Raw genomic sequence first — 19410 nt, 5'->3', positions numbered from 1 at the left:
CCCGCCCGGCGCTCGCTGCCACGACACTGAGTCTTCCGCCTTGCGCGCGTTCGCGCTGACCCGCGTGCAGATCCACGCGGAACACGCGTGACGAAGGCCTCCGGCCCGCGCCACGCGACTTTCGATCCCCCTTCAACCGGATCCCACGACCGTTTCGTTCACGTCCAAACCCCAACCCTCGACCACGTCCCGCCGTGTCCGCGCTTCCGCGGCCCGGCGGTGTGGTTCACCTGCCATGCAAATCAATCCGTCATCCCTCCGGAGGGGCGCGCTGACCTCCCTCCTGTTGACTTCACTGCTGCCCGCTTCGGCGCAACTCGCGCCGGCCGAGCCCAAGGAAAACTCCCCCGCGCCGGCGAAGGACGAGAAGGTCGTCCAGCTCGCCGAGTATAAGGTGACCGGCCTGCGCGCCAGTCTCGCGTCGGCGGCCGAGATCAAGCAGTCGAACCTCCAGCTCGTCGACTCGATCGTCGCGAGCGACATCGACAAGCTCCCCGACGTCAACGTCTCCTACGCGCTCTCGCGCGTCCCCGGCGTGCAGCTGGCGCACACCTTCTCCGGCCTCGGCGGCAACGGCGCGGTGACGATCCACGGCCTCAACCAGATCGTGAACACGCTTGACGGCCGCGAGGTCATCACGCCCGGCGGCATCGCCAACGGCACCGCCGGCGTCGGCGTGGGCCAGCGCACCTTCGACTACTCCCAGATTCCCTCCGCGCTCATCGCCGGCATCGACGTCTACAAGACTTCCGCCGCGAACCAGATCGACGGCGGTCTCGGTGGCCTCGTCGATGTGCGCATGCGCAAGCCGTTCGACTTCGCCGAGGGCTTCGGCGCTGGCGTCACCGCCGGCACGACCTACTCGACCCTGAAGGACGGACTGGCGCAGAACTACAACGTTTTCGCCAACGCCTCGACCAAGACGGAATTCGGCAAGGTCGGCGTGCTCGTCGCGATCAGCGACATCACGACGCCGTGGCGCGAGGATTCGATCGGCATCGGCAATCCCACGCCCAATGCCAACGTCTCCTCCACCGCGCTCACCTCCGGCGGCTACACCAACAGCTCCGCCTACGGCGAGTTCAAGACCCAGGGCTACAACATCGTGCTACAGTGGCAGCCGACGAAGAACCTCTCGCTCTATGCCGGCTACAATCCCAACAAGTGGCGCAACATCCAGGACACGGTCCAGTTCAGCACCTCGCACCCCGTGGCCAATGTCCTCGCCGGCTCCACGGTGATGTTCGACGGCAGCACCACCGCCGTCCGCCGCGCGACGTTCCTCAACACCACCGCCACCGCCTACGGCCTGATCCGCGACCTGCAGAACAAGCTCGACATGTCGAACTTCGGCGGCCGCTACACCAACGGCGACCTGACGCTCAACTTCGACGCCAACCGCTACACGAGCTCGAACCGCTTCTATAACAATCTCGTCTTCGCGTCCGTCTCCATCCCGTCGCTCACCTACGACCTCGGTGGCGACATCCCGTCCATCTCCGTCGCCGGCGTGAGCCTGATGGACCCGAGCGTCTACCGTCTCTCGCAGGTCAACTACCGCCTCTTCCCGTCCAACACCGAGGGTCGCGCCGCGCGCGTCGACGGCGAATACAACCTCGCCAAGGGCATTCTCTCGAAGATCGCCGCCGGCTTCCGCTACGCGACCACCACGAGCGACAACATGCCGACCGGCCTCTTCCTCGGCTCGTTCTCGATCCCGTCGTCGGCCAATCTCCTCAGCCAGTATTCGAACCTCTGGCGCCCGTCGCCGATCCAGAACATGTTCTCCGGCTACAGCCAGCCGCAGATCCAGCAGTTCTGGGTCTCCGACACGCGCATCATGCGCGACGCGAACGCGCTCTACAAGGCCTACAACGCCACCAACACGCCCGACACCTCCGCGGTGGTGAATCCGCTCAGCCTCTTCGACATCAAGGAGACCACCACGGCCTTCTACCTCATGCCGCAGTTCTCGGCCAAGGTCGCCGGCTACCAGATCGACGGCAACGTCGGCCTCCGCGCCGTGCAGACGAAGGAGAACCTCAAGGGCTACAAGGGCGCCAGCGCCGCCACCGCCGTGCCGCTCGCGCTCACCAGTTCCTACTGGGATTACCTGCCGAGCTTCAACGCCCGCCTGAAGCTCTCCGACAAGCTCTACCTCCGCGCCGCCGCGTCGAAGACGATCACGCGCCCCACCTTCGGCTCGCTCTCGCCCTCGCTGACGCTCAACGCCAATCCGGTCGACCCGAATCTGAACTCCGGTTCGCAGGGCAACCCGGACCTCAAGCCCGTGCGCGCCACCAGCTACGACCTCTCGCTCGAATACTACCCGAACAAGTCGGACGTGTTCTACGTGGCCGGCTTCCAGAAGGACGTCACCGGCTTCATCGGCAACTTCTCCGAGCAGCGCACCTACGACGGCGTCAGCTACCTCATCCGCACGTCGAAGAACCTGAACCCGGCGAAGATCAAGGGCACGGAGTTCGGCTTCCAGCACTTCTTCAACTACCTGCCCGCGCCCTTCGACGGTCTCGGCCTCCAGGCCAACTACACCTACGTCGACAGCTCGACGCCCACGACGGTCTCCGGCGTCGGCACGCCCGTGAACGCCCCGCTGACGAACCTCTCGAAGCGCAGCTACAACCTGATCGCGATGTATGAAAAGGGCCCGTTCTCCGGCCGCATCGCCTACAACTACCGCTCCGACTTCGTCACCGGCTTCGCCTACTTCGTGAACACCGGTCTGCTCAACCAGGTGATGATGGGCTACGCCGACCTCGACGCCTCGTTGAACTACAACATCACGAAGAACGTCCAGATCGCCATCCAGGGCGTGAACCTCACCAACGCGCTTCGCTACCAAGCCTACGGCTCGAAGCAGTTCCCGTCGAACATCTACCTCGATGGCCGGCAGCTGATGGCGAGCATCACGCTGCGCTACTGAGTTTGGGTTTCGTTTGCTTCGGCCCCGGGGGCTCGCCGTGTGTTGCAGCGCGGCTCGGCCCCCGGGGCTTTTTCCTGGCCGGCGGCCTCGCTCCGGCCAACGCGGCCGCGGGCGGCGTCGCCTCGGCGCCCGACCGCGGCGCTGCGCCTCAGCGTTCCGTCTCGGAAGTCTCGTGCTCCTCGCGATACTCGCGGGGCGTGCAGCCGCAGGCGCGGCGGAAGGCCTCGTTGAAGCGGCTGATCGAGTTGAAGCCCGAGCTGAACGCGATATCGACGATCTTCTCGTCGGTCGTGGCGAGCAGGCGCTGCGCGTGCGACACGCGGTGGTTCGTGATGTAGTCGATGAGCGTGGTCCCGAACGCCTTCTTGAAAAGATTCATCGCGTAGTTCGGATGCAGGCCCACGGCCTCGCTGATCTGCGCGACCGTCAGCTGCTCCGTGTAGCGCTGCGCGACCAGGCAGGCCATCTGTTCGACCTTGTTCAGGCCGCCCGCGTGGAGCGAGAGACGCTGCTTCTTGCGGGCCTCGGCGTTGTGCGGGAGCCGCGACTCGAGTCGCCGCAGCCGCGCTTCGATCTCGAGCATGACGATGTCCCGGACCTTGTCGTTCGCGTTCTCGAGATCGTGCTCCCACTGGGCGAACAGCGATTCGTCGAACGCGGCGCGCCCGTCGGTCCGCTCCATCAGCACCTCGCCCTGCAGCAGCCGCTGCACGAACCGCTCAGAGAGCCGGCATTGGAGAAACCACGAGAGCGGGATGGTGGCGACGAAGTATTCCGTCTTCGGGCCGAAATCGATGATCTGGTGCGGAATCGCCGCCCAGAACAGGCTCAGCGTCCCGGCCGGGAGCCGCACCTTGCGGCCGCCGAGGAGGTAGATCACCCAGCCGGATTGAAGGAGATTGACCTCGATCTCGTTGTGGTGATCCGGCCGCCGCATGGGCGACGGATTCCACCGCACGCAGGTGAAACCGTAGGGCGTGAAATCGGGGCGGTTGGGGTCGAATTGAACCATCGTTTTCCGGCTTAGGATTCCGGCAGAATTAGGCGCAAACGCGGAAGAAACCACCCGGAAGTTAGGATAGTCTTTTTCTCCCGGTCAACTGCGACCGCGCACACCCCGCCATTTCCCAACTCACTAGCCCCATCCGACGCGGGCGTGAATCCGCGCCGCTGTTATCATGAAAAAAACCTCCGTGACGCTCGGCGTCATCTTCGGCAACCGCGATTTCTTTCCCGACCGCCTCGTGCCCGATGCGCGCGCCGACATCACGAAGCTTTTTGCCGAGCTCGGCCTCGAGGCCGTCATGCTCGACCCGGCCGCGACCAAGCTCGGCGGCGTCGAGACGCATCACGACGCCCGCCAGTGCGCCGAGCTCTTCCGCCAGCACCGCGACCGCCTCAGCGGCGTGCTCGTGTGCCTGCCGAACTTCGGCGACGAGAAGGGCGTGGCCGACACGCTGAAGCTCGCCAGTCTCAACGTGCCCGTGCTCGTGCAGGGCTACCCGGACGACCTCGACAAGCTCGACGTCGTGCGCCGCCGCGATTCGTGGTGCGGCAAGATTTCCGTCTGCAACAACCTCCGCCAGGCCGGCATCGCCTACACGCTCACGACCAAGCATGTCGTGCACCCGAGCGATCCGAGCTTCAAGGCCGACCTCGCGAATTTCGTCGCCGTCTGCCGCGTCGTGCAGGGCTTGCGCAAGGTCCGCATCGGCGCCGTCGGCGCGCGCCCGGGCGCGTTCAACACCGTCCGCTACTCGGAAAAAATTCTCGAGCGCAACGGCATCAGCGTCACCACCGTCGACCTCTCCGAGATCCTCGGCGCCGCCGGCAAGCTCGGCGACAAGGACGCCAAGCTGGTCGCCAAGATCGACGAGATCCGCGCCTACGCCAACGCCACCGCCGTCCCGCCCGCCAAGCTCGCGCAGATGGCGCGCCTCGGCGTCGTGCTCGACGACTTCGTCGCCGCCAACCACCTCGACGCCACCGCCATCCAGTGCTGGACTTCGCTGCAGGCCAACCACGGCTGCAACGTCTGCACGAGCATGAGCATGATGAGCGAGCAGTTCCTCCCCAGCGCGTGCGAGGTCGACGTCACCGGCGTGCTCACGATGTATGCCATGCAGCTCGCGTCGCAGTCCCCGAGCGCGCTCGTCGACTGGAACAACAACTACGGCGCCGCGGACGACAAGTGCGTGCTGTTCCACTGCGGCAACTGGGCGAAGTCGTTCCTGCCCGACATCAAGATCCTCAACGCGCCCATCCTCGGCTCGACGCTCGGCGTCGAGAACACCTGGGGCGCGCTCGACGGACGCACCCCGGCCGCGCCGCTGACCTACGGGCGCATCACCACCGACGACGTCTCGGGCAAGATCCGCACCTACGTCGGCGAGGGCGAGCTCACGAACGACGACCTCAAGACCTTCGGCAACCGCGCCGTCGCGCGCGTGCCGCAGCTGCAGAAGCTGATGCGCTACGTCTGCCGCGAGGGCTTCGAGCACCACGTCGTCATGAACGCCTCGCGCACCGCGGGCGTGCTGGCGGAGGCGTTCGAGCGTTACCTCGGCTGGGAAGTCTACCACCACGGCGCGCCGCAGGAGTGACATGACCGACCGCGACCTCGCGCTCAAGGCCTTCGCGCTCCGCCGCCGCATGCTGTGCCTCATCCACGAGGCCGGCGCGGGACACACCGGCGGCGGGCTGTCGTGCCTCGACATCCTCAACGTCCTCTACAACCGCGTCCTCGCGCTCACGCCCGAGACCGTCGCCGCGCCGACGCGCGATCGCTACGTGCAGAGCAAGGGCCACTGCGTCGAGGCGCTCTACGCCGTGATGTCCGATCGCGGTTACTTCCCCGATGCGGACCTGAACACCGTCTGCCACTACCGCAGTTACTATGTCGGCCATCCGACGCGGAAAATCCGCGGCATGGAGATGAACACCGGCGCGCTCGGCCACGGCCTGCCGATCTGCCTCGGCATGGCGCTGGCGGCAAAGATGGATGGCGCGGGCTACCGCGTCTTCACCCTGCTCGGCGACGGCGAACTCGCGGAGGGTTCGAACTGGGAGGCCGCGATGGCCGGCGCGCACTACGATTTGGACAACCTCGTCGCCATCCTCGACCACAACACGCTCCAGATCACCGGCCACACGCGCGACGTCATGTCGAACGAACCGCTCGACGAGAAATGGCGCGCCTTCGGCTGGGAGGTGCGCACCGTCGACGGCCACGACTACGCCGCGCTGACCGCCGCGCTCACGACGCCGCATCCCGGCAAGCCGCTTTTCGTCATCGCCAACACCGTGAAAGGGAAGGGCGTCAGCTTCATGGAGAACGTCGGCAAATGGCACCACGGCGTGCCGAGCGACGCCGAGCTCGCGCAGGCCATCGCGGAGCTCGATGCGGCCGAGCAGAAATTCCGGGAGACCTCCGCATGAGCGCGCCCGCCCCGTCCATGTTCACGCCGGCCGCCAAGGCCATGGTGGAGAAGCTCGGCCTGAAGAAAGGGCGCGCCAATCTCGAGGAGTTCGCCGACACGCTGCAGGCGCTCGCCACCGCCGATCGCAACGTCGTCGCGGTCACGTCCGACTCGCGCGGCTCCGGCAAGCTCGCCCCGTTCGGCAAAGCGTTGCCGCAGCAGATCGTCGAGGTCGGCATCGCCGAGCAAAACCTCGTCGGCATCACCGCCGGCCTCGCGGCGTGCGGCAAGAAGGCCTTCGGCGTCTCGCCGTCCTGCTTCCTCACCGCGCGCTCGCTCGAGCAGATCAAGAACGACGTCTGCTACTCGAACGTCCCCGCCGTGCTCGTCGGCATCAGCGCGGGCGTCAGCTACGGCGCGCTCGGCTCGACGCACCACTCGCTGCACGACTTCGCGGTGCTGCGCGCGATCCACAACGTCACGATCCTGGCGCCAGCCGACAATTTCGAGACCCGCGAGGCGGTGCGCTTCGCCGCGCAGGCGACGCGCCCGGTGTTCCTGCGCTTCGGCAAGGCCGCGATGCTCGACGTCACGCCCGCGGGGGCGACGTTCGAAGCCGGCAAGGCGATCCCGCTGCGCGCCGGCAACGACGTCGCGTTCCTCGCCAGCGGCGAGACCGTCGTCCACGCGCTGCTCGCCGCCGCCGCCCTGGCCGCCCAAGGCGTGTCGGCCCGCGTGCTGAGCCTGCACACGATCAAGCCCCTCGACACCGCGGCGGTTCTCGCCGCCGCGCGCGAGTGCCGCGCCATCGTCACCGTCGAGGAGCACATGCTCGCCGGCGGCCTGGGGGAGGCCGTCGCCTCCACGCTGCTCCAGACCGGACTCGCCCCGCGTTTCAAGATGGTGGGCTTCCCCGACGAGGACACCGTCACCGGCGCCCAGGCCGACCTCTTCCGCCACTACGGCATCTCGATGGAAGGGCTGGCCGAGACCGCGCTCGCCCTGCTCAAGTAAGCCATGGCGCTGATCCTCGTCGTCGACCAAAGCACGTCCGCCACGAAGGCGCTGCTCTTCGCGACGGACGGACGGCTGCTCGACAAGGAATCGCGCGACCACGCGCAGCACTATCCGCAGCCGGGGTGGGTGGAGCACGACGCCGAGGAAATCTGGCTGAACGTCCTCGCCACCGTGCGGGCCCTGCTCGCGCGGCACGCCGTCGATGCCAAGGAGATCCTCGGCTTCAGCCTCACCAACCAGCGCGAGACGATCGTCGTGTTCGACCGCGCCACGGGCCGCCCGCTGCACCGCGCCATCGTCTGGCAGTGCCGCCGCAGCGAGTCGCTCTGCGCGGCCGCGTCCGCCGGCGGCCACGAGGAGCTCGTCGCGTCGCGCACCGGCTTGCGCATCGATCCGTATTTCTCCGCCTCGAAGCTCCAGTGGCTCGTCCGCGAGCGCCCGGATCTGCGCGCGAAGCTGGAGAGCGGCGAGGCGGTCATCGGCACGATCGACGCCTACCTGATCCACCGGCTCACCCGCGGCGCGGTTTTCGCCTGCGATCCGACCAACGCCAGCCGCACGCTGCTGTTCGACGTGCGCCGGCTGCGCTGGGACGAGGAACTTTGCGCGCTCTGGCAGGTGCCCGTGCGCGCGCTGCCGGAGGTGCGCGAGAGCTTCGCGCGCTTCGGCGAGACGACGCTCGACGGCCTGCTCCCGCGCGCGGTGCCGATCTGCGGCGTCATGGGCGACTCGCAGGCCGCGCTGTTCGCCCACGGTTGCTTCACCCGCGGCAGCGCGAAGGTCACGCTGGGCACGGGGTCCTCGGTGCTGCTCAATCTCGGCACCGAGTTCCGACGCTCCGCGCAGGGCGTGGTCACCGCGCTCGCCTGGGTGCGCGACGGCCGTCCCGTCTACGCCTTCGAGGGCATCATCATCGCAGCCGCTTCGACGCTCACCTGGTTGCGCGACCAGCTGAAGCTCGTCGACCGGCTCGATGGCGTCGAGGCGATGGCGACCGAGCTGCCCGACAACGGCGGCGTCTACCTCGTGCCGGCGTTTTCCGGACTGGGCCTGCCGTATTGGAAGGCGGATGCGCGCGCCGCGATCGTCGGCCTCACCACGCACAGCGACCGCCGCCACGTCCTGCGCGCCGCGCAGGAATCGATCGCCTTCCAGCTGGGCGACGCCTTGCAGGCGCTGCGCGCCGACGCCGGGATCGAGGTCGCCGCGATCCATGCCGACGGTGGGCCGACCGCCAACCGCTTCCTCATGCAGTTCACCGCGGATGTCACGGGCGCGGAGCTGCGCCTGGCGCCCTTCGCCGAGTGCTCGGCCTTCGGCGCCGTCAGCGCGGGCCTGCTGGGCCTGGGCGTGTTTTCGTCGCTCGACGAGCTTGCGGCCCGGCCGCGGGCCGGTCTGGTTTATCGCCCGCAGATGGACGCCGCCCGTGTCGCCGCGCTGCGCCGCGGCTGGCAGCACGCGGTCCGCCAGACGATCTTCCCCCGAGAGCAATCCTGAACCCCGCCACCCTCCGCATGAAAATCCCCGCTGTTCTCGCCCCGGTCCTCGTTTTCGGCCTCCTGCCGCTCTCCGCCCGGGCGGGGGACAAGGCCCTGATCGACACGACGAAGTCGCCGCACGCCGTCCTCTACATGCCCGATCTGGCCGACGTGCACTGGAACGGCGGCCTGCTCGGGGAACGCTTCGAGGTCGCGCGCACGACGATGGTGCCGCACATGGGCGAGCTGATGAGCAATCCCGCGACCAGCCCCGCGTGGCGCAATTACCGCATCGCCGCCGGGCTGGAGCAGGGGAAGTTCTCCGGCCCGCCGTTCAACGACGGCGATTTCCTGAAATGGTTCGAGGCGCTCGCGCAGGTTTACGCGGTCACGAAAGATCCGGCGATCGACCGGCGGATGGACGAGATCGTTGCCGTCGTGGCCAAGGCCCAGCGCGAGGACGGCTACTTGCACACGCAGACGATCATTCCGCAGCGCAACGGCGAGAAGACGAAGGAGTTCGCCGACCGCGAACACTTCGAAACCTACAACATGGGGCATCTCATGACCGCGGCGTGCGTCCACTACCGCGCGACGGGCAAGACCACGCTCCTCGTCTGCGCCGAGAAGGCCGCCGACTACATCGACAAGCTCTGCGCGGAGAAGCCGCTGGAACTCGCCCGCAACGCCATCTGCCCGTCGCACTACATGGGCGTGGTGGAGCTCTACCGCGTCACGCACAATCCGCGCTACCTGAAGCTCGCCCAGCAACTCATCGAGATCCGCAGCCTCGTGCCGCCGAGCGAGGGCAGCGACCACAACCAGGATCGCATGCCGTTCCGCCAGATGACGCAGGCCGTCGGCCACGCCGTGCGCGCCAACTACCTCTACGCCGGCGTCGCGGACGTGTTCGCCGAGGACGGCGACCCGTCGCTGCTCAAGACGCTCGAGACGATCTCGGAAAACGTCGCCGACCGTAAGCTCTACATCACCGGCATGACCGGCGCGATCTACGACGGCGCCTCGCCCGACGGCGTCGACTACACGCAGCACAAATACATCAAGACCATCCACCAGGCCTACGGCCGCGACTACCAGCTGCCGAACCTCACCGCCTACAACGAGACCTGCGCCACCATCGGCTACGGCATGTGGCTCTGGCGCATGCTGGCCGTCTCGGGCGACGCCGCCTACGCCGACCTCTTCGAGCAGACGCTCTACAACGGCATCCTCCCCGGCATCAGCCTCGATGGCACGCATTACTTCTACGTCAACGCCCTGCGGAAGCTCCACGACTTCGACGTGCCGCTGCGCTGGTCGCGCACCCGCGAGGCGAACATCCCCGTGAGCTTCTGCTGCCCGCCGAACGTCGTCCGCACCATCGCCGAGGCGCACAACTACGTCTACGCGCTCTCCCCGGACACGGTCTGGGTCAACCTCTACGCCGCCAGCACGCTCGATTCGAAGTGGCTCGACGGCACGCCGATCAAGCTCCGCCAGGAAACCGACTACCCGTGGGCCGGCGCGGTGAAGCTCGTCGTCGACGAGGCGCCCGCGCGCGAGGTCACGCTCAAGCTCCGCATCCCCGGCTGGCTGAAGAGCGAGGCGGTTTCGCTGCAGGTCAACGGCGCCCGCGTCGCCACGGCCCTGAAGCCCGGCACCTACGCCGACCTCAAACGCCAGTGGCGGAAGGGCGACGTCGTGCAGCTCGACCTGGAGTTCAAGCCCGTGCTCGTCGAGGCGAACCCGCTGGTCGAGGAGACGCTCAACCAGGTCGCGATCAAATACGGCCCGCTCGTCTACTGCCTCGAGTCGAACGACCTTCCCGCCGGCGTGAAGCTCAAGGACGTCGTCGTCTCGCTCCGGCAGCCCGCGGCGTTCACCGCGCGGCGCGAGCAGATCGCCAACGCCTCCGTGCTCACCTTCCAGTTCGACGTCCTCGCCCTCCAGCGCGGCGAGTGGGGCGCCAAGCAGCTCTACCGCGAAGTTGACGGTCAAGCCCCGCGCACCATTGCCGTGAAGGCCGTGCCTTACTACGCATGGGGCAACCGCGGGGATACCGACATGACCGTCTGGATCCCCGCGCGCTAGTTCCACGCCCCAGCAACCCCTCCGATAACCCCTATGAGTCAAGTCACGTCTCCCGTGTCCGCCGCGACCACCGACGGCTCCCACATCACGCCGCAGCAGTGGAAATGGTCCGCCCTCGCCGGCATGGCGTCGTATCTCGACGCCGGTTCGATCGTCGCACTCGGCGCCGGCATGGCGCTGTTCAAAAAGGAATTCGGCCTCAGCGACGGCATGGTGGGCGCCCTGGCGGCCATCGGGCCGAACGCCATCGGCTGCGCCATCGGCGCGTTCCTCGGCGGCTGGCTCGGCGACAAGCTCGGCCGCAAGCGCATCTACCAATACGACCTGATGGTCTACGCGCTGGGCATCCTGATCGTCGCGCTGTCCGTGAACGTCACGATGCTCTTCCTCGGCACCTTCATCGTCGGCGTCGCCGTCGGTGCGGACGTGCCGACGTCGCTGGCGCTCGTGGGCGAGTTCGCGCCCGCGAAGGCCCGCGGCAAGCTGCTGGGCTTCACCCAGGTCGCCTGGTGCCTCGGCCCGGTCATCGTGCTCTGGCTCGCGCTGGCGCTGGCGCCGCTCGAGATGCTCGGCATCCGCATCGTGCTGCTCCACCTGCTCGTCGTCGCGATCGTGACGTGGGCGCTGCGTCAGGGACTCGCGGAGTCGGCCCGCTGGAAGGAAGCGGTGAAGTTCGGCGGCAAGAGCCTCGGCGAACTGTTCCAGGGCCGCAACCTGCGCGCGCTGGTCTGGACCGCCACCATCTACCTGTTCTGGAATCTCGCCGCGGGCACCGCGGGCATCTTCAATCCCTACATTTTCAAGACGCTGAACGTCGGCACGCAGGCGCAGAGCGTCGGGCTCTCCAGCATGTGGTTTGTGATCACGATGATCGTCACCGTCACCGTGTTCATGAAGTTCTCCGACCGGAGCCACGGCATGCGCCGCGGCCTCTGGGGCCTCGGCGCGGTGCTGCAGATCGGCGCCTACGCGCTGTTCCTGCTCATGCCCTTCACCGTGCCGGTGGTCGTCGCCAACATCGTGCTCTTCGCCGTCGGCTGCGCGCTGGCGGGCGAGGCGACCTACAAGGTCTTCAGCCAGGAACTGTTCCCCACCATGCTGCGCGGCACGGCGCAGGGCTTCACCTTCGGCGTGGCCCGCACCGTGCTCGGCTTCTGGAGCTTTTTCGTTCCGATCCTCGCCAACTCCGGCATCAAGCCCGTCGCCGGCCTGCTCACGCTGTTCCTCGCGATCAGCGGCGTGGTCGGCTTCTTCTGGATGCCCGACACTTCCGGCAAGTCGCTCGAGCAGATCGAGGCCGAGCGCGCCTGAGTTCTTTCACCGGATCCAGCGCGGAAACGCGGCCGGGCGCGCCAGCCTCCGTTCTCACCCGGCATCTCCGTTCCTTCCGGCTTCCGCGTTTTTCCCTTCGCTCTCCGTGTCCGCCACCTGCGTCACCTCCCTCCGTTGTGAATACCTCGTCGACCCGCTCGGCCTCGACGAGTGCCGTCCGCGCCTGAGCTGGTTGCTCGCCACCGACCGTCGCGGCGCGCGCCAGGTCGCGTATCGCGTCCGCGTCGCCTCGACGCAGGTGAAGCTCGCGGCCGGTGTCGCCGACCGCTGGGACAGCGGCCGGGTGGAGAGCGCGCAGACGGCGCACGTCGCCTACGCGGGCGAGCCGCTGCGGTCGCGCGACGCCTGTCACTGGCAGGTCGAAATCTGGGACGAGACCGGCGCGAGCGTCCGCTCGGCACCCGCGCTTTGGACGATGGGCCTGCTCGAGCACGCGGACTGGAGCGCGCGGTGGATTGCGGCCGATCCGGAGATCATCCGCCGCGACCCCGCGGCCGTCGCCCCCACGCTGACCGAGCCCGGCACGCCCGCTGTCTTCCGCCGCGCCTTTTCGGTGCCGGCCGATCTCGTGCGCGCCACGCTCTACGCCAGCGCGCGCGGACTGTTCGAGCTCCGCGCCAACGGCCGGCGGATCGGCGAGGATCTCTTCGCGCCGGAGTGGACCGATTACGACAAGCGCATCCATTACCGCAGCTACGACGTGACGGCCCTGCTGTCCCCGGGCGCCAACGAACTCGCCGCCACGCTCGGCGACGGCTGGTGGTCGGGCTTTGTCGGCTGGCAGGAGACGAAAGGCCGCTACGGCTCGCTCGAGAACAGCCTGCTCCTGCAGCTCGAGCTCGAGCTCGCCGACGGCACGCGGCGCACCGTCGGCACGGACGGCGCCTGGCAATGCGCCACCGGGCCGATTCTTTCCTCGGACCTGCAGATGGGCGAAGTCTACGACGCCCGTCGCGAGCCGCGCGACTGGCGGCCCGCGCGGGAGGTCGCCGCCCCGGCCGCCCCGCTGGTCGCCCAGCGCAGCGAGCCCGTGCGCATCACCGAGACGCGCGCGCCGGTCTCGCGCACCGAGATCCGCCCCGGCGTGCATCTCTACGACCTCGGGCAGAACCTGACCGGCTGGATCCGCCTGCGGGTCGAGGCGCCGGCCGGCACCCGCATTCAGCTGCGCCACGGCGAGCGCCTGAATCCCGACGGCACGCTTTACACCGCCAACCTCCGCCGGGCGAAGGCGACCGACGTCTACATCTGCCGCGGCGGCGGCATCGAGGTCTTCGAACCGCACTTCACCTTCCACGGTTTCCAGTATGTCGAGCTCAGCGGCCTGCCCGGCGTGCCGCGCGCCGATGCCGTCACCGGCTGCGTCATCCACTCGGCCACGCCGCCGGCGGGGCACTTCGAATGTTCCCACGCCGGCGTGAATCGCCTCTGGCTCAACGGCGTCTGGTCGCAGCGCGACAATTTCCTCTCCGTGCCCACCGACTGCCCGCAGCGCGACGAGCGCCTCGGCTGGATGGGCGACGCGCAGGTGTTTTTCCGCACCGCGACCTGCAACATGGACGTCGCGGCCTTCTTCACCAAGTGGATGATCGACGTCGAGGACGCGCAGACGCCGGACGGCGTCTTCCCCGACATCGCGCCGCGCCTGCGCGAGGACATCAACTGGGTCGGCCTGGGCAACCTCGGCGGCGCCGCCGGCTGGGCCGACGCGGGCATCATCATTCCCTACACGTTCTGGCGCGTCTACGGCGACCTGCGCCTCGTCGAGCGGCATTGGGGCGCCATGGTCCGCTGGCTCGACTGGATCGAGCGCCACAACCCGAACGGCCTTCGCGTCAACCAACTCGCCAACAACTACGGCGACTGGCTCTGCATCCCCAGCGACACCTCCTTCGGCACGCACTCGCCGATGAAGAATCTCCTCGCCACCGCCTACTGGGCCGACGACGCCGCAAAGATGGCGCGTCTGGCGCGCGCGCTCGGCCGCGCTGCCGAGGCGGCGCGCTTCCAGGCGATGTTCGAGAAGGTCCGCGCCGCGTTCCAGTCCGAGTGGGTGCGTCCCGACGGCCGCATCTCGGTCGAGACGCAGACCGCCTACCTGCTTGGCCTCGCGTTTGATCTTCTGCCCTCGCATCTGCGCGCCGCGGCGACTGAGCATCTCGTCGCCAACATCCGCAATCTCGACTGGCACCTCAGCACCGGTTTCGTCGGCATCGGCCACTTGAACCCGCAGCTCACGCTCGCGGGCCGCGCCGACGTCGCCTACCGCCTGCTCCTGCAGGAGAGCTACCCGTCGTGGCTCTTCCCCGTGCTGCAGGGCGCGACAACCATCTGGGAGCGCTGGGACAGCTGGACCATCGCCGGCGGCTTCCACAAGGACGGCATGAACTCCTTCAACCACTACTCGCTCGGTTCCGTCGGCGAGTGGCTGTTCCGGCACGTGCTCGGCATCGAACTCGATCCGGAGACGCCGGCCTACCAGCGCTTCGTCCTCCAGCCGTTCATCGGCGCCGGCCTCGACCACGCGCGCGGCCACTACCGCTCGATCCACGGCGAGATCCGCAGCGCCTGGCAACGGCGCGGCGCGGGCTTCGAGTGGCAGGTCACGATTCCCGCCAACACCACCGCCCGCGTGCATATTCCGGCGGCGCCGGGCGCGACGGTCGGCACCGACGGCCTGACGGTGGTCGAACGCACGGACGCGTTCGCGATCTGCGAGGCGCCGGCCGGCTCCTACACCTTCACCAGCACGCTGGCACCGGCATGAAGATCACGCGCCTCCAGCCGATCATTCTGCACGCGCCGGTCACTCGGGGCGGCATCGCCGACAGCACGCACGCGATCTCCCATTGGGGCGCCCCGGGCGTCGCCATCCACACCGACACCGGTCTCGTCGGCTACGGCTTCTCCGGCACCCACGCGCATCTGCCGACGGACAAACTCATCGTCGAGTGCGCGGTCGATTCCTACGGCCCGCTGCTGATCGGCGAAGACCCGCGCGAGGTTCGCGCCCTCTGGGAAAAACTGCACAAGCACTCGCCGATTTACTGGGTCGGCCGCGCCGGCATCACGCACCTCGCGCTCGGCGCGATCGACATCGCCCTCTGGGATTTGAAGGCCAAGGCCGCCGGCTTGCCGCTGTGGAAGCTGCTTGGCGGCACCGCGACGAAACGCGTCGAAGCCTACAACACCGACGGCGGCTGGCTCAACTGGCCGCTCGAGACGCTCGTTTCCGACTGCCGGCGCCTCGTCGAGACGGACGGCTACCGCGCGGTGAAGATCAAGGTCGGCAGCCCGAATCCTTCGACCGATCTGCGCCGCCTCGAAGCCGTGCGCGCCGCGCTCGGACTCGAGATCCGCATCATGACCGACGCGAATGGCAAGCTCACGCTGCCCGACGCCATCCGCCTCGGCCGCCGGCTCGCGGAGTTCGACGTGGTGTGGTTCGAGGAGCCCACAACCTTCGACGACGTGCTCGCACACCAGCGCCTCGCGGAGGCGATCGAGACGCCGATCGCGCTCGGCGAACAGCTTTACCTCGCGCACCAGTTTCGCGACTTCATCCACGCCGGCGCCGTGCACTATGTGCAGCCGGACGTCGTTCGCCTCGCGGGCATCACGGAGTGGTGGCAGGTCGCCGATCTCGCGCACAGCTACAGCCTGCCGGTCGTGCCTCACGTCGGCGACATGTGCCAGGTGCACCAGCATCTCTGCTTCGTCCATCCCGGTTGCGCGCTGCTCGAATACATCCCGTGGCTGCGCGACTGGATGCGGCATCCGGCGCAGATCCGCGACGGCCACTTCGTCGCGCCCGAGGCGCCCGGCGCCGGCATGGAGCCGACCGAGGAAGCCCTTCGCACCATCAACCGCGTCTGAAACCATGGAGCGCGTCACCGCCACTTATCTGATCGAGACCGCCCTGCCGGTCGAGAAGGCCGCCGCGACCCTCGCGGGCGAGCAATCCTCCGGCACGTTCGTCGCCGTTCCCGGCGAGACCGAGGAGCTGAAGCAGCGTTTCGCCGCGCGCGTCGAGGCCATCCGGCCGCTCGAAAGCGTCGCCGTGCCCTCGATTCCCACCGGCCGCGCGCCCGCGGCGGGTTACCAGCGCGCCGAGGTGAAGGTGTCGTGGTCGGTCGAGAATTTCGGCACGAATCTCCCCACGCTCGTCTCCACGCTCCAGGGCAACCTCTACGAGCTGGCGCAGTTCTCCGGCCTCAAGCTGATGGATTTCGACGTGCCGGCGTCGTTCGCGGCGAAGTTCCGCGGTCCCGCCTTCGGCATCGCCGGCACGCGCCGCCTCGCCGGCGTCGAGGGCCGCCCGCTCATCGGCACGATCATCAAGCCGAGCATCGGCCTCTCGCCCGCGCAGACGGCGGAGATGGTCCGCGTGCTCGTCGCGGCCGGCATCGATTTCGTGAAGGACGACGAGCTGATGGCCGACCCGCCGCACTCGCCGTTTGACGCGCGCGTGGACGCCATCATGCGCGTGATCAACGATCACGCCCAGCGCACCGGCAAGAAGGTGATGTATGCCTTCAACATCAGCGACGAGGTCGACGCCATGCAGCGGCACTACGACAAGATCGTCGCCAGCGGCGGCACCTGCGCGATGATCAGCGTCAACAGCGTCGGCCTCGCCGCCACGAAGAAGCTGTGCGACCGCGGCCAGCTCTCGATCCACGGCCATCGCAACGGCTGGGGCATGCTCAACCGCCACCCGCTGCTCGGCATCGAGTTTCCGGCATTTCAAAAGCTCCAGCGCCTCGCCGGCGTCGACCAGCTCCACGTCAACGGCATCGCGAACAAGTTCTGGGAGAGCGACGATTCGGTCGTGCGCTCGATCACGTCGTGCCGCGCCGCGGAGCCGCTCGGCAAGCCGTTGCTGCCGGTCGTCTCGTCCGGCCAGTGGGGCGGACAGGCGCCGGAGACCTGGCGTCGCACGCAGACGGTCGATCTTCTCTACATGGCGGGCGGCGGCATCCAGGCGCATCCGGACGGCGCCGCGGCCGGCGTCCGCTCGCTCCAGCTCTGGTGGGAGGCGGCCGTCGCCGGACTCACGGTCGAGCAGGCCGTGGCGAAACATCCCTTGCTGGCGAAATCGCAGGCGAAGTTCGGCGGCAAATGATGCCCGCGCCCGCACCGCTCCGCCTCGCGTATTTCGGTGACGACTTCACCGGATCGACCGACGCGCTGGAATTTCTCTCGCGGGCGGGCCTGCGCACGGCGCTTTTCCTCGAGCCACCGTCCCGCGCGCAGCTCGCAGGGATGCCGGCGCTCGACGCGATCGGCGTCGCCGGCCTGACGCGCTCGCTGCCACCGGCCGAGATGGAAGCCGTGTTGCGCCCGGCGTTCGCCGCCCTGCGCGATCTCGGGCCGCGCCACGTGCACTACAAGGTCTGCTCGACCTTCGATTCCTCGCCGACAGTCGGCAGCATCGGCCGTGCGATCGATGTCGGCGTGTCGGTCTTCGGCGGGCGTTACGTCCCGCTGCTCGTCGGCGCGCCGGCGCTCGGCCGCTACTGCGCCTTCGGCAATCTTTTCGCCCGGATGGGCATTGGCAGCACTGGCGAGATCTACCGGCTCGACCGTCACCCCTCGATGAGCCGCCATCCAGCCACACCGGCCGACGAAGCGGATTTGCGCCGGCATCTGGCGAAGCAGACGGCGAAACGCATCGGTTTGCTCGACGTGCTGAAGCTGGAGCTGGCCGCCGCCGAGTCCGCCGCCGCGCTCGAGCGCCTCGTGGCGGAGGAGCAGAGATCGTGCTTTTCGACGTCATGCAGGCCGGCCAGCTGGCGCGCATCGGCGCGTTGATCGATGCCGCCGCGAGCGGAACACCGCTTTTCTCCGTCGGCTCGTCCGGCGTCGAGATGGCCCTCGGCGCGCACTGGGCGGACCAGGGAGCCTGCGGCCGCGCACGGATTGGGCGCCGGCCCAGCCCGTCGACCGCCTGCTCGTCGTCTCCGGCAGCTGCTCGCCGGTCACGGCCGGGCAAATCGACTGGGCGCTGGCGAACGGCTTCGTCGGCGTGCCGCTCGACGCCGCCACGTTGCGGATCGAGCCCGCGATCGCCGCCGCCCGCGAGGCGCTGGGCGCCGGGCGGAGTCCGGTCGTTTTCACCGCGCGCGGTGCGCAAGCCGGTCCGCCCGCGCCGGCGGCGAAGCTCGGCGCGGCGCTGGGCACGATCGCGCGCGCGCTGGTGGAGTCCGAATCGCTTCCGCGCGTCCTGGTGGCGGGCGGTGACACGTCCAGCTACGCGGCGCGCGCCCTGGGCCTCGCCGCGGTGGAGATGGTCGCGCCGCTCGCGCCCGGCGCGCCGTTGTGCCGCGCCCGCTCCGCGTCGGCCGCCGTGCACGGCCTCGAGGTCAACTTCAAGGGCGGTCAGGTCGGCGCGCCCGACTACTTCGGCGCCGTCCGCCGCGGCGCCCTCGGAATCCTTTCATGAAACGCAAGACGCTCGCTCTCGTTCACACCTCCGCGACGCTCGTCCCGGTCTTCCAACAGCTGTGCAAGGCGCAACTGCCGAACGTCGACACCTTCAACATCGTCGACGACAGCCTCGTGCGCGCCATCGGCGCCAAGGGCAGCCTCACCGCCGACATCGCGCGGCGTGTGCAGGCCTACATCACCTCGGCCGAGGCGGGTGGGGCGGACTACGTGCTCGTGACCTGTTCGTCGATCGGACCCGCAGTCGAGGCCTCGGCGGCGTTTTCCGCCGTGCCGGTGTTGCGCGTCGATCAGCCGATGGCCGATCAGGCCGTGCAGACGGGGAAACGCATCGGGGTCATCGCCACGCTGCCGACCACGCTCAATCCCACCAAGGACCTCGTGCAGCGCCGCGCCGCGGTGGCCGGCAAGACGATCGAACTCACCGCCGTGCTCGTCGAAGGCGCGTTCGAGGCGCTCATGTCCGGCGACGCCGCGAAGCACGACACGCTCGTGGCCGCCGCGCTGCGCGCTCTCGCGTCGCAGGTCGATGTCATCGTCCTCGCGCAGGCCTCGATGGCGCGCGTCGTCGACACGCTTCCCCGGAGGACCGCCGCATCCCGATCCTCGCCAGCCCGCCGCTCGCCATCGCGCACCTCGCGCCGCTGCTCGCCTAACGCCGGCGTCCCGCCGGCCGGCGAAG

The 19410-nt window shown here is 68.5% G+C and carries 13 protein-coding genes and 1 pseudogene; 13 read left to right on the top strand and 1 reads right to left on the bottom strand.

Annotated features, from left to right (window positions below; genetic code table 11):
* Positions 1 to 286 precede the first annotated feature (286 nt).
* Entirely contained in the window at positions 287 to 2944 is a 2658-nt protein-coding gene (locus ACMYLB_RS13040) for a TonB-dependent receptor (RefSeq protein WP_415907430.1), read from the top strand.
* A 148-nt stretch (positions 2945 to 3092) separates the two neighbouring features.
* Here ACMYLB_RS13040 and ACMYLB_RS13035 read toward each other — a convergent pair whose 3' ends face one another.
* Entirely contained in the window at positions 3093 to 3956 is an 864-nt protein-coding gene (locus tag ACMYLB_RS13035; RefSeq protein WP_415907429.1) for a helix-turn-helix domain-containing protein, read from the bottom strand.
* Between the two features lie 166 nt (positions 3957 to 4122).
* On the opposite strand from ACMYLB_RS13035, the gene ACMYLB_RS13030 reads away from it, so the two are divergent.
* The 12 genes and pseudogenes from ACMYLB_RS13030 (at position 4123) to ACMYLB_RS12975 (ending at position 19384) form a co-directional block, all read left to right on the top strand.
* Complete coding sequence (locus tag ACMYLB_RS13030; protein ID WP_415907428.1) at positions 4123 to 5547, top strand: L-fucose/L-arabinose isomerase family protein; 1425 nt, start codon at positions 4123 to 4125, stop codon at positions 5545 to 5547.
* A 1-nt stretch (position 5548) separates the two neighbouring features.
* Complete coding sequence (locus ACMYLB_RS13025; protein ID WP_415907427.1) at positions 5549 to 6382, top strand: transketolase; 834 nt, start codon at positions 5549 to 5551, stop codon at positions 6380 to 6382.
* Positions 6379 to 7377: a transketolase family protein gene (locus ACMYLB_RS13020; protein WP_415907426.1), complete on the top strand. Its 999-nt coding sequence runs from the start codon at positions 6379 to 6381 to the stop codon at positions 7375 to 7377. The genes ACMYLB_RS13025 and ACMYLB_RS13020 overlap by 4 nt, the downstream gene beginning before the upstream one ends.
* 3 nt (positions 7378 to 7380) lie before the next feature.
* A complete protein-coding gene (locus ACMYLB_RS13015; protein WP_415907425.1) occupies positions 7381 to 8877 on the top strand; it encodes an FGGY family carbohydrate kinase in 1497 nt (498 codons plus the stop codon).
* Positions 8878 to 8894: 17 nt separating this feature from the next.
* Entirely contained in the window at positions 8895 to 10949 is a 2055-nt protein-coding gene (locus ACMYLB_RS13010) for a glycoside hydrolase family 127 protein (RefSeq protein ID WP_415907424.1), read from the top strand.
* Positions 10950 to 10982: 33 nt separating this feature from the next.
* Positions 10983 to 12260 (top strand): MFS transporter, encoded by a 1278-nt coding sequence (locus tag ACMYLB_RS13005; RefSeq protein WP_415907423.1) that lies wholly within the window; start codon positions 10983 to 10985, stop codon positions 12258 to 12260.
* A gap of 106 nt (positions 12261 to 12366) precedes the next feature.
* A complete protein-coding gene (locus tag ACMYLB_RS13000) occupies positions 12367 to 15048 on the top strand; it encodes a family 78 glycoside hydrolase catalytic domain (protein WP_415907422.1) in 2682 nt (893 codons plus the stop codon).
* A complete protein-coding gene (locus tag ACMYLB_RS12995; protein ID WP_415907421.1) occupies positions 15045 to 16157 on the top strand; it encodes a mandelate racemase/muconate lactonizing enzyme family protein in 1113 nt (370 codons plus the stop codon). Before ACMYLB_RS13000 ends, ACMYLB_RS12995 begins: the two co-directional genes overlap by 4 nt.
* Before the next feature lie 4 nt (positions 16158 to 16161).
* Positions 16162 to 17406 carry a ribulose-bisphosphate carboxylase large subunit family protein gene (locus ACMYLB_RS12990; protein ID WP_415907420.1) on the top strand — a complete coding sequence of 415 codons (1245 nt, stop codon included), beginning with the start codon at positions 16162 to 16164 and terminating at the stop codon, positions 17404 to 17406.
* A complete protein-coding gene (locus tag ACMYLB_RS12985) occupies positions 17403 to 18095 on the top strand; it encodes a four-carbon acid sugar kinase family protein (RefSeq protein ID WP_415907419.1) in 693 nt (230 codons plus the stop codon). The genes ACMYLB_RS12990 and ACMYLB_RS12985 overlap by 4 nt, the downstream gene beginning before the upstream one ends.
* Before the next feature lie 73 nt (positions 18096 to 18168).
* A complete protein-coding gene (locus ACMYLB_RS12980) occupies positions 18169 to 18726 on the top strand; it encodes a nucleotide-binding domain containing protein (protein ID WP_415911078.1) in 558 nt (185 codons plus the stop codon).
* A pseudogene (locus ACMYLB_RS12975) lies at positions 18723 to 19384 on the top strand (aspartate/glutamate racemase family protein). Before ACMYLB_RS12980 ends, ACMYLB_RS12975 begins: the two are co-directional and overlap by 4 nt.
* Positions 19385 to 19410: the final 26 nt, after the last annotated feature.

Source organism: Oleiharenicola sp. Vm1, from assembly GCF_047777955.1.
Lineage (GTDB): Bacteria > Verrucomicrobiota > Verrucomicrobiia > Opitutales > Opitutaceae > Didemnitutus.
The sequence above is the reverse complement of the archived record's forward strand: the minus strand, read 5'-3'. Positions and strand labels throughout refer to the sequence as shown.